This window comes from Scytonema hofmannii PCC 7110, from assembly GCF_000346485.2.
Lineage (GTDB): Bacteria > Cyanobacteriota > Cyanobacteriia > Cyanobacteriales > Nostocaceae > Scytonema > Scytonema hofmannii.
This window is the reverse complement of sequence record NZ_KQ976354.1, coordinates 1,444,037-1,455,734: the sequence shown is the minus strand read 5'-3', so window position 1 is coordinate 1,455,734 and position 11,698 is coordinate 1,444,037. Positions and strand designations below refer to the sequence as shown.

The 11,698-nt window shown below is 45.3% G+C and carries 8 protein-coding genes and 1 pseudogene; 6 read left to right on the top strand and 3 right to left on the bottom strand.

Features of this window, described 5'->3' with window-relative positions; all coding sequences use genetic code 11:
- The first annotated feature begins 89 nt into the window (after nt 1-89).
- Both WA1_RS06275 and WA1_RS06265 read left to right on the top strand, forming a co-directional pair.
- Entirely contained in the window at nt 90-2,648 is a 2,559-nt protein-coding gene (locus WA1_RS06275) for an EAL domain-containing protein (RefSeq protein WP_201789072.1), read from the top strand.
- 457 nt (nt 2,649-3,105) lie between these two features.
- Nucleotides 3,106-4,224: a Gfo/Idh/MocA family protein gene (locus tag WA1_RS06265; protein WP_017749630.1), complete on the top strand. Its 1,119-nt coding sequence runs from the start codon at nt 3,106-3,108 to the stop codon at nt 4,222-4,224.
- Between the two features lie 39 nt (nt 4,225-4,263).
- On the opposite strand, the gene WA1_RS06260 is transcribed toward WA1_RS06265, so the two are convergent.
- Nucleotides 4,264-4,728: a YbhB/YbcL family Raf kinase inhibitor-like protein gene (locus WA1_RS06260; protein ID WP_017749631.1), complete on the bottom strand. Its 465-nt coding sequence runs from the start codon at nt 4,726-4,728 to the stop codon at nt 4,264-4,266.
- A gap of 417 nt (nt 4,729-5,145) precedes the next feature.
- Here WA1_RS06260 and WA1_RS06255 point away from each other — a divergent pair, with 417 nt between their 5' ends.
- On the top strand, nt 5,146-6,195 hold the full coding sequence (locus tag WA1_RS06255; protein WP_017749632.1) for a trypsin-like peptidase domain-containing protein: 1,050 nt from the start codon (nt 5,146-5,148) through the stop codon (nt 6,193-6,195).
- Between the two features lie 243 nt (nt 6,196-6,438).
- On the opposite strand, the gene WA1_RS52345 is transcribed toward WA1_RS06255, so the two are convergent.
- Both WA1_RS52345 and WA1_RS52340 read right to left on the bottom strand, forming a co-directional pair.
- A complete protein-coding gene (locus WA1_RS52345) occupies nt 6,439-6,603 on the bottom strand; it encodes an SDR family oxidoreductase (protein WP_272819081.1) in 165 nt (54 codons plus the stop codon).
- A 172-nt stretch (nt 6,604-6,775) separates the two neighbouring features.
- Nucleotides 6,776-6,979: a pentapeptide repeat-containing protein gene (locus WA1_RS52340; RefSeq protein WP_272819080.1), complete on the bottom strand. Its 204-nt coding sequence runs from the start codon at nt 6,977-6,979 to the stop codon at nt 6,776-6,778.
- Here WA1_RS52340 and WA1_RS52335 point away from each other — a divergent pair.
- The 3 genes and pseudogenes from WA1_RS52335 to WA1_RS06245 form a co-directional block, all read left to right on the top strand.
- A pseudogene (locus WA1_RS52335) lies at nt 6,945-7,127 on the top strand (hypothetical protein); the annotation flags it as partial. The gene WA1_RS52340 and the pseudogene WA1_RS52335 sit on opposite strands and share 35 nt — an antisense overlap.
- 67 nt (nt 7,128-7,194) lie before the next feature.
- Nucleotides 7,195-7,377 carry a hypothetical protein gene (locus WA1_RS54685; RefSeq protein WP_148662633.1) on the top strand — a complete coding sequence of 61 codons (183 nt, stop codon included), beginning with the start codon at nt 7,195-7,197 and terminating at the stop codon, nt 7,375-7,377.
- A gap of 371 nt (nt 7,378-7,748) precedes the next feature.
- Nucleotides 7,749-11,681: an ATP-binding protein gene (locus WA1_RS06245; protein WP_017749637.1), complete on the top strand. Its 3,933-nt coding sequence runs from the start codon at nt 7,749-7,751 to the stop codon at nt 11,679-11,681.
- The last annotated feature ends 17 nt before the right edge of the window (nt 11,682-11,698 follow it).

Sequence of the window (11,698 nt, the reverse complement as noted above, 5' to 3'; positions counted from 1 at the left end):
TAGTTGTCAACCATTAACCTACTCGCCACTCTCCACTCCCTACTCCCCACTCCCTACTCCCTACTGTGATTCCTCAATTTACCAAAAAATTGTCTTCGCTACTATCAGTTGTTAATAGCTACTGTCAGCACAAAGCCATTGCAACATTAAGTGTCAAACAATCGGTTCTTGCTGCCAGTATTCTTATGGCAGGCTTAGTACTAGCTACCAGATACACTGGTGCATTGCAGTTTTTGGAATTACTTGCCTTTGACCAAATGGTGCGCCTTGTATCGAATTCCGAGCCAGACGAACGACTTTTGGTTGTGACAATCACAGAAGCTGATATTGAGCAACTGAAACAGTGGCCTATCTCAGACCAAACCCTTGCCAAAGCCTTAAAGAACCTGCAACAATATAAACCTAAAGTCATTGGAATAGACCTTTACCGCAATCTTCCAGTACCACCTGGTGAAAATGCCCTGCTCAAGGAACTTCGCCTTCCCAATGTAATTAGTATTTATGAACTTGGGGGTATGGATACTGAAGGAGTTGCTTCTATTCCCGGTGTATCTCCAGAACAAACAGGTTTTAACGACTTACTGCTCGATCCCGATGGTGTTATCCGTCGTAATTTAATGTACGCATATGAAGGTGAGAAAAAGTATTACTCTTTCTCTCTGCGATTGAGTCTCAAATATTTAGCCGAACAAAATATTTCATTCAAAACTACACCAGATGGATTGCAATTAGGCAGTACCACCTTTCCTGCTTTAAGTACTCATTCTGGTGGGTATCACAATCTTGACAATGCGGGCTACCAAGCGATCGCGTCTTATCGTTCGGCGGATGTAGCGAGACAAGTCACTTTCAGCCAAGTGTTACGCGGAGAAATCAATCCGAATTTGGTAAAGGATAGGGTCGTCTTAATTGGCACAACTGCACCCAGTATTAAAGACATCTTTTTCACTCCTTATAATGCAGGACAGTCAGCAAAACCAAGAACGCCAGGAGTTTTCCTCCATGCTCAATTTGTGAGCCAACTCTTAAAGACTACGCTAGATCGAGAACCGTTAATTTGGTTTTGGTCGGAATGGGAAGAAGCCCTATGGATATTTTCATGGGCTTTGATAGGTGGTGTGTTGGCTTGTCGGCTTCGACATCCTCTTTTTTTAGGGGTAGTTGGAGTTGTTTCCTGGGCTGGCTTATATGGCGTTTGCTTCTACATTTTTCTTCAAGGGGGCTGGATACCTTTTGTTCCTGCATCGCTGACATTAATTACTACAGGAATTAGTACATTTTGCTACGTTTTATTACGTAGTTCTCTTCACGATCCCCTCACCGATTTACCCAATCGAGACTGTTTTCTCAAGAGTTTGGAAGTGGCGATCGCAAACTCACAATTTCGGCAAAATATGCGATTTGCGGTGTTATTTCTCAATCTAGATCGCTTTAAGATTATCAATGAAAGCCTTGGTTACCAGGTAGGCGATCAACTCCTAAAAAATACAGCACAAAGATTAAAAGCTAGTGTCAGAAGTAGAGGAACGGTTGCAAGGGTGGGAGGAGACGAGTTTGCGATTTTACTGGGAAACATTAACCATACCAGCGAAGCGACTCAGTTAGCCGATGAACTCCAACAGCAAATCAGTCAACCCTTTCAAAAAGATGGGCAAGAAATATTCACGAGTATTAGCATTGGTATAGCCTTTAATCAAAGCGAACTTAACTACCATCCAGTAGAATTACTGAGAGACGCCCATATAGCTATGTACCGAGCAAAAGACTTAGGTAAAGCACGTCACCAAGTCTTTGCAACAGGTATGCATACCCAAGTCATCAAGCGCTTTCAACTGGAAGCAGATCTCCGTCGGGGAATAGAATTAGAAGAACTATATCTTGTATACCAGCCAATAGTGTCTCTCATTACAGAAACAATAGCTGGTTTTGAAGCGCTTATCAGGTGGAACCATCCCAAATATGGTTTTGTCTCTCCTTTAGAATTTATTTCAGTTGCAGAAGAAACTGGTCTCATTATTCCTTTAGGAAAGTGGATTTTTCAAGCCGCTTGTCGTCAATTATCTATATGGCAAGCCCAATTTCCTGCAAACCCGTCCTTAATGATGAGTATAAATCTTTCTGGGCAACAGTTAACTCAACCTGATTTAGTTGAATACGTTGAACAATCGTTAAAAGAAACCGGATTAGATGGGCGGAGTGTAAAATTAGAAATTACCGAAAGCGTAGCCATGAAAGATGTTGAAGCAGCTATCTCTATAATGCTACGACTGAGAGGCTTAAATTTAAGACTAAGTATAGACGACTTTGGTACGGGATATTCATCTCTAAGTTATCTCCACCGCTTTCCTGTGAATACGTTAAAGATAGACCGCTCATTTGTTAGTCGAATGGAAGACACTGATGAAGATGCCGCAATTGTTCAGACTATCATCATGCTAAGTCATTCATTGGGGATGGATGTTGTTGCTGAGGGTGTAGAAACAGTCGAACAAAAAGCAAAATTGCAAGCGCTCAATTGTGAATACGGACAAGGCTATTTCTTCGCCAAACCTCTAGATAGCAAGACAGCAACAGCGTTATTGCAAAGCCAGTTTTCCACACTAGATAGCTGTTCAGTGGAAGAACAGTACAAGATGCCTCAAGCATGAAGGTATACGGGACGGTCTTCAGTAAGAAGGCGCATTACAGCAGTTTTCACCTAAATGAACCACATCGTTTGTAGGGGTGCAATGCCTTGCGCCCCTATGATTGTGGTCTATTGATTCCTTTGATAGAGGTTACCAAGGACAGCATCTTTTATCCTACTAAATCAGGAAGAGCCTAATTTAGAGATGTGATAGCATTCTGTGGTGCTAATTAAGCAAGTCCTTGGGTTCATCTTTTTCACGCAAAAAGATGCACTCCAGAGAGCTAAGGAGTTTTGTCCTATGTTGAAAAAGATGAGAGCCTTTCAAAGCTGGTGTCTGTCAATTAATCCTGATGGTTCTACTAGCTGGGCTAATTTGGATAACAAATTTGCCTATAGCCTCGACTGAGGTTTTTGCCGCCCATTCCTATTGAAAAAGGCGATTTTTTGAAAACAAACGTTCATCAGGAGGTTAACAAATGACAGCTACAAACAGTAAGCACAAAGTTCGTTACGCTGTTGTGGGATTGGGGTGGATTGCTCAAGCAACTGTCCTGCCTGCTTTTGCCCAGGCCGAAAATTCACAACTGGTTGCCTTGTTTTCTGAAGACCCACTTAAGCGTGAAGAACTAGGCAAGCAGTATGGAGTTAAGACTTATTCCTATGATGAGTATGACAACTGCTTAAGAAGCGGTGAAATTGATGCAGTTTACATAGCACTACCCAACCATCTGCACTGCGATTACACCGTGCGAGCGGCAAATACTAAAGTTCATGTGCTTTGCGAAAAGCCAATGGCAGTCACAGAGCAAGAGTGCGAACAGATGATTCGTGCGGCTATTGATAATAACGTCAAGCTGATGATTGCTTACCGTCTGCACTTTGACCAAGCAAATATGCAGGCAGTAGAGATTGTCAATTCTGGAAAAATTGGCGATCCCCGTATCTTTAACTCCGTATTTACTCAACAGGTTGTTGAAGGTAACGTGCGGTTAGAGCCAATCTCCAATGGCGGCGGTACAATTTACGATATGGGTGTGTATTGTATCAATGCTGCCCGATATCTGTTTCGAGACGAACCCACTGAAGTCTTAGCTTTAAGTGCAAGCAAAGGCGAAAAGCGTTTTGAAGAAGCTGATGAAATGACTAGTGCTATTCTGCGTTTTCCGGGAGAGAGACTGGCGACTTTTACGTCTGGCTTTGGTGCTGCACCAGTTTCGACTTTCCAAGTCGTGGGTACAAAAGGCGATTTGCGGATGGACTCAGCATACTCTTATCAGGGAGAACTGAAGCAACAAATCACCATCAACAATGAAACACAGGAACAATCCTATCCTGCAGGAAACCAATTTGCAGCAGAAATTGTCTACTTCTCAGACTGTGTGCTCAGTGGGAAAGACCCAGAACCATCAGGTGAGGAGGGATTAGCAGATATTCGCATTACCCGTGCTATCAACACTTCAGCACAAACGGGTCAGCCCATACAGCTTAGCGAGTTTCAGCGCCAGTACAGACCATCAGCCCAGCAAATTATTCAACGTCCTGAGACTCAACAACCAGAATTGATTCATGCAGCAGACCCTTCGGGTAGGTCGTAAATGAAAATTCTGGTTCAATACCAGAAACACTCACCGCTGTCAACGCTCGTAAACTCCAACGAGCCGCGCCTGCTCAATCACATGATTAGCGATCGCATCAAGAAGTTGCTGGCAGTTCAAGCCCGGTTTGAGGTCGAGTTCTGTGTCCAAGGCATACAACCAAAAATAGTAATGATGAAGACCGTGACCTTCTGGCGGCATTGGTCCGGTATACCCTGGTTTATCAGAACTGTTCATGCCTTCGATGAACTTGCTGTCACTTGCTTCAGCAAGCTGACTGACAGTTGGCGGAATGCCGTAGAGCACCCAATGTGTAAATCCGTAAGGAAGCGGCGCATCTGGGTCATGGCAGATTAATGCCAGTTGTTGAGTCTTCGGTGGCAGTCCGCTCCACTCTAATGGAGGTGAGACATTGTCGCCCAGAGCGGTGTAGTGTTTGGGAATACGATCGAGGGAGGAGAATGCAGGGCTGGCAATCCGTAAATCCTTAATATTCAGAGCCATGAGAAATTTCCTTCCGATGCAACAGATTAAGTCGGCATCAACAGCAGAGTGTGTCGGTGTCCATATTAATCGTGATTTTATCTGTTATTCAAAACATCATCCAATAGAGGGGTTAACAAAAGGTTAAGTCCCCGTTAATCGTTCTGCAGATACACCTGCCTTATACTAAGCTTCCTGTCTGAGAAGATTTTTCATCCCCTACTCCCTATTCTCTTAGAAGATTCATAATGACTACCCTTGAACAATTGAAAGCATGGCATGGTAAGGCATTGAAACCCGATGATGCAAAGGCGGCGATCGCTTACTTTTGTTCAATGACTGATTAACTGTAGCGAGAGCTTTTACTTTTTTAGGATGTGTTGAGAATAAAGGCTTGAAATATTAAGAGTGCTGTTAAAAAAGAAAGGAAAAAAGACTATGTACAACAATAGCGCAGGCATTGACTGGTCAGTTTGCGACCAAAAAAACTTTTACTTCAGTCACCCCTACTTAAGTCAAAAAACACAGCAGATTTATCTGACAGATATTAAGCGCTTGTTACAAAAGTTACTTACTTGTATACTCATTCTGTTATTGAGTGTTGGTATCGTATTGCTTAGTGGTTGGTTAAGTCCTGCCTATGGCTATGAGGATTTGGCTAGCGTTGGCAGTACTCTTTTGGCACAAGTTGACCCAGAATCTAATTTTGTGACAGAAGCTGTAGAAAAAGTAGAGTCTGCTGTCGTTCAGGTGAATGTCTCCCGTGCTTTAGGAGGAGATGTGCCAGATGTCCTCAAACCGTTTCTAGGTGGTGTTCGAGCAGCTCCACCTTCGGCACAAATTTTGCGGGGAATTGGTTACGGTTTTGTGATTGACTCTGCTGGTCTGATTCTGACCAATGCTCACGTTGTGGATGAAGCAGATACAGTTACCGTCTCCTTCCAAGATGGTCGGATCTTGAAAGGTAAAGTTTTAGGGAAAGATCCGGTGACCGATGTAGCTGTTATTCAGGTACAAGCAGAGAACAAGTTACCGACGGTTGTCATGGGTGATTCTGATAAAGTCCGACAGGGGCAATGGGCGATAGCTATTGGTAACCCCCTCGGTTTACAAGAAACCGTAACGGTTGGCGTGATTAGTGGAACTGAGCGATCCAGTGTAGACATTGGTATACCGGATAAGCGCATTGGCTTTATTCAAACTGATGCCGCAATCAATCCCGGTAATTCTGGTGGACCACTTTTAAATGCCTTAGGTGAAGTCATTGGCATTAATACTGCTATTATTGGGGGAACACAGGGTCTTGGCTTTGCTATTCGCATCAACGGCGCAGCAGTAATTGCCCAGCAGCTCATTACCATGGGGAAAGTTGAACATCCTTATATTGGTATCCAAATGGTCACTCTCAACTCGCAAGTCAAGCAGCAAATTAACAACGCTTTTAACAGCAAGATTCAGGTTGAAGATGAGCAAGGAATTAACGCTTAGTCGATCCACAAGAGCCATTACTACCAGCCAAACTAATGCCAGAAGAATTCCATAAGTTATCAGAAGCACTCACGCGGGGTGAACCAAACCGCGAAGAAATTGCTGCTAATATTGCGTATATTTCCAATATACGAGAAATGATCTAACAAATTTGCCGTAATTCCCTATAACAGAGAAAAACGGAACATTGACATTCCCCACCTTTTTAAGAAGGTGGGTTTTTGGTATAAAAAACAATCAACCTTAAGCACCCTGACCCAAATTTTGCATCAGTCCACCATCTATAAATAAGGTTGTACCGTGAATATAACGTCCATCCTTGGATGCCAGGTAAACAGCAGCATGGGCAATTTCCTGTGGCTCAGCAGCTCGTTTCATCGGAATTGACTCCACCTGCTGTTTCCACACCTGTGGATCGTCAAGTCAAACTAGTGAAATCCTCTGCTGCTGGGGCTTTTCCCTTTAGTTAATTGCATAGCTGCCTTTTCAATTGCCCCTCTGATTGCCACTACAATTTAACAGTTTGCTGCTGATAGAGCGCTTAACGGTCTCCTTTAAATCCAAAATTACCGAAGGGATTTCAATCTGACATGGTTCCGTCTGGGAGAATCGCTCCCTGGAGATTGGCACCATCCAAATTTATATTGGTTATGTCTGCCTCTCGCGGGTTTGCCCGACCTAAGTCAGCTTTACCGCATTTTGCCCTTGCACGGCATACTTTACCGCCGACACATCCGTCACATCGCCCAGGTCGTCGTTTAGCTGAAATGAATCCGCAAGCCATTCGCATTTTTCACCATTTGGATGATGTTGGATTTACGCCTCAGTTGGAGCTACCTGCGGTCACCATCGGCTTGATTCGCAAGTTTTTGCCGTTACTTGAAAAGCACGTTACGAACCAATCAGTCGATATAGATATGTTGCCAGCTTAGTAGTTGAATCGCGATCGCTATTTGCACTCATGTATTTGCTTGGAATACGACACCAGTTTGGGCTGTATTGGTTGTTAGCATCGCGATCGCTATGCTTGGTTCTGATTTGGAATGTCAAAAATACTTAGTCATTCAGCGCACTTTGACTTACGTATTAATATTGAGTAGTCAATCTAATGACGCCCAGCCAATTTCTCTTAGAGAGCCAAATTTAGAATTGCTGCCAAAAGTTGTATCGAAAGGTAGATAAGCACTTGCGCCATTTGATAGAAGATTAAACATAATATGCATTACATTACTATTAGGAAATGCAGTTTCCTATTCATAAAACCCCCTCTTTAAAAAGATAGCGCTGCTTAGGGCAACCAGAAGTGAGTCAAAAGTACCGGAACCACGATTATTGTTGAGGATTTAGTTGATCGATTCGGTGTCCTTTCTGGTGGCGCTTGGGATGCATCCCCGTAGACGGAGGTTGTTTTGCCGATCGCTCGCTCAGGACAACAGCAACAGGCAGGTTTGAAAATGGCACAAATGCGACAAGAAGTAGCACAGCAAGAACAAGCATTACGGATTGAGGCTCAAGCTGCTTGTTAGAATTGATAGACGGAATGAACGTGGCCAATGTTTAACAACATCAATGACATTTTTAGAGGTGGAGAGATGGCTGCCCGGATCAATGCCTTTGACTGGTGCCAAACCCCATTAGGAGCAATCAAAGACTGGTCGCAAAGCCTCAAGTCGTTGGTTAAGACGTTGCTGACCTCACGCTATCCAATGGTACTGACTTGGGGGCCAGAATTCACGCAGTTTTACAACGATGCCTACTCCCAGCTAATTGGCGATAAACACCCAGCAGCACTTGGTATTGATATCCGGATCGCACTAGCAGAGGCCTGGGATACGCTCGGTCCTATGATCGAAACGGTGATGTCAACCGGCGTTGCAAATTGGACACCCGCATTACTGCTCGTCTTAGAACGCTCCGGCTACCGTGAGGAATCTTACTTTAGCGTCTCTCATGCCCCGGCTGAGGACGACTCCGGGCAAATCGTCGGGATGCTCGCCGTGTGTAGTGAAGTGACTCAACAAGTCTTGGGCGATCGACGACTGCGGTTGTTACGTGACTTAGCCTCTAAAGTCGGTCAGACGCAGAGTGTTGAGGCAACTTGCCTTCAGGCGATCGCTGCCATTGCTCTACACCCAATGGATGTGCCTTTTGCCCTCCTCTATTTGCGTGAAGGGGACGGCAAAACCCTGACTCTACGCGGGGCTGTAGGTCTGCAAGCCCTAGAAGGAGCGAGTCCGCATTCAGTCGTGGTGACAGACGACAACGATATTTGGTCGCTGGCGGACGCGGCCAGGGGTGAAACGGTCTTGATGGAAGCGGTCGATCGTTACACAACTGTACTGGGTGGGCCTTGGAGCGAACCGGTTCGCTCTGCACTGGTAATGCCAATCGCCTCATCTGGACAAACTGCCCCTTTGGGTGTAATCGTTGTCGGCATTAGCCCTAACCGTGCGCTTGATGAAGGATATCGTTCATTTTACGAACTGCTGATCGGTCAAGTATCGATTTTAATCCGCAACGCTCAGGCATATGAGGAGGAACGAAAACGAGCCGAAGCTTTGGCAGAACTCGATCGCGCCAAAACCACCTTCTTCAGCAATATTTCTCACGAATTCCGCACGCCCTTAACTCTGATGCTGGGGCCAGCAGTTGATGCTTTGAATGATACTGAAGCGCCTCTGCCATCTCGCCAACGGGAACGTATTGAAATCTTACATCGCAATGGCTTACGCCTACTCAAGCTAGTCAATACACTGCTGAACTTTTCCCGGATTGAGGCAGATCGGATTCAAGCCAACTACGAACCAACTGATTTATCGAATTATACTGCCGAACTTGCCAGTTTATTCCGCTCTGCGATTGAAGCCGCCGAAATGCACCTAACGATTGACTGTCCCCCATTACCAGAACCCGTTTATGTCGATCGGGATATGTGGGAAAAGATTGTATTTAATTTGCTCTCTAACGCCTTCAAATTTACCTTTGAGGGAGAAATTGCCGTTTCGCTGTGCTGGCAGGAGAACCAGGTTCAACTTACCGTGTCCGATACAGGCATTGGCATCCCACAAGTAGAACTGCCCCGGTTGTTTGAACGATTCTACCGGGTGGAAAGCCGTCGCGGACGAACCTATGAAGGCTCAGGCATTGGATTATCACTAGTACAAGAACTGGTGCGATTGCATGGCGGCACAATTGACGTAGCCAGTGTAGTTGAAGGGGGCACAACATTCACCATCACTATCCCCACAGGTTGCGCTCACCTGCCAAGCGAACGTCTACGAAGCAGCGAAGCCGAACGCATCAATGTAAATTCGACGCAGACATCAACTGCGCTCGGTGCATCTGCTTATATAGAGGAGGCTTGGCGCTGGCTACCCCAAGAGGAGGGGGAGAGGGGGGGACAAGGGGAGGGGGAGAAATATTTCCCTCACTCCCCCACTCCCCGTATCCTCCTGGTAGATGACAATGCAGATATGCGAGATTACATCCAACGTTTATTGGGTGACAGATACACAATTGAAGCAGTAGCAGATGGCTACAGCGCCCTTGCAGCAGTTCGCAGACAAGTTCCCGATCTTGTTCTTAGCGATGTGATGATGCCGGGACTGGATGGCATTGGTTTGGTGCAAGCATTACGGGCTGATTCTCAAACAAAAGAAGTGCCGATTATTTTGCTATCTGCCCGTGCTGGTGAAGAATCACGTGTCGAAGGACTGCAAAGGGGATCTAATGACTATTTGATCAAGCCGTTTTCAGCCCGTGAACTGCTGGCACGAGTGGAGACAAATCTGCAATTAGGACAACTTCGACAGCAAGCACGGCGCGAAAGTGAGGATCGGTTGCGACTGGCGATTGAGTCAGCAGAGTTAGGTACTTGGGATTTTAATCCTATCACCCGAACGCTGAAATGGGACGAACACTGCAAGGCAATGTTTGGTTTACCGTCCGATGTTCTGATTAGCTACGAGGTGTTTTTAGCGGGGTTGCATCCCGACGATCGCGATCGCCTGCACGAGGTTGTGCAGTGGGCAATTAATCCTAATAGTGGTGGAAAGCTGGATGTTGAGTACCGCACAATCGGTATTGAGGACGGGGTCGAGCGTTGGATAGCTGCGAAGGGACAGACATATTTTAATCAAGCGGGAGAGGCTGTACGCTTGATTGGGACTGTCCTTAATATTACCAAAAAAAAACGTGTTGAAGCAGAACGGGAACAGTTGCTTGCCCGTGAACGAGTTGCCCGCGAACAAGCAGAAGCCGCGAATCGAATCAAAGATGAATTTTTAGCAGTCCTATCCCACGAGTTACGGACTCCCTTAAATCCAATTTTGGGTTGGACGAAACTGCTCAAAGGCGGTAGGTGTGATGCGATGAAAACGCAACAAGCACTTGATACGATTGAACGCAATGCTCAGCTACAGATCCAGTTGATCGAAGACTTGCTTGATGTCTCCAGAATTTTGCAAGGCAAACTCACCGTGAGTGTTTCCTCGGTAGATTTATCCACTGTGATTATAAACGCGATTGATACCGTGCGTCTAGCAGCCAATGTCAAATCGATTGATTTACAATATAAAATTTTAGATTTTGGATTGGGAGATAGTAGTGAAAATCTAAAATCTGCATTTCCAGACTCCTGCTTGGAAACGAGCCAAAGTCCTAAAATCCAAGTTATGGGTGATGCGGCACGATTACAGCAAGTAATATGGAATTTATTATCTAATGCCGTCAAATTCACTCCTAATTGCGGACAGATTCAGGTTGCTTTGTCAAAGGTTGAGCAAGCAGAAACTACGCTGGCTCAAATAACCGTCCGCGATACAGGAATTGGCATTCATCCCGAGTTTTTGCCCTATGTCTTTGAGTATTTTCGCCAAGAGGATAGTTCTACCACCCGCAAGTTTGGAGGTTTAGGCTTAGGACTGGCGATCGCCCGTCAAATCGTTGAACTGCATGGTGGAACTATCCACGTCTATAGTTCTGGTGAAGCACAAGGCACAACCTTTACAGTCAGCTTACCAATTCCTAAGCCACAAATCACTCAGTTACCGACGCCCTCGATTTCTAGCAATCAAATGCCAATACCCGCTCCACTAAAGGGATTGCAAATTCTCATCGTCGATGATGAATTGGATTCACTAGAACTAATTTCCTTTGTGTTGCAACAAAACGGTGCGACTGTCACCAATACAACCTCAGTATCCGAAGCACTAAAAGCCCTAACAAAAACCAACTACAATCTTCTGATTAGCGATATTGGTATGCCCGAAATTGACGGCTATCAATTTATACGCCTCCTCAGAACACTTCCACTAGATCGAGGTGGGCAGATTCCGGCGATCGCCCTCACGGCTTATGCTGGAGAGTACGATCGCAAACAAGCCCTGCAAGCAGGATTTCAACGGCATATTACTAAACCCATCGATCCTAATGAGATAGTTAAGGCAATTGCGATGGTAATTGGTCATGAAGAGAGAAGTAACTAGTACTGTTTTCCCGTTCT

Coding starts and splice junctions, on each gene's coding strand:
- WA1_RS06245 (WP_017749637.1), top strand. CDS start 7,749: ATGTTTAACAACATCAATGACATTTTTAGAGGTGGAGAGATGGCTGCC.
- WA1_RS52340 (WP_272819080.1), bottom strand. CDS start 6,979: ATGGCTTGCGGATTCATTTCAGCTAAACGACGACCTGGGCGATGTGAC.
- WA1_RS06255 (WP_017749632.1), top strand. CDS start 5,146: ATGTACAACAATAGCGCAGGCATTGACTGGTCAGTTTGCGACCAAAAA.
- WA1_RS06260 (WP_017749631.1), bottom strand. CDS start 4,728: ATGGCTCTGAATATTAAGGATTTACGGATTGCCAGCCCTGCATTCTCC.
- WA1_RS06265 (WP_017749630.1), top strand. CDS start 3,106: ATGACAGCTACAAACAGTAAGCACAAAGTTCGTTACGCTGTTGTGGGA.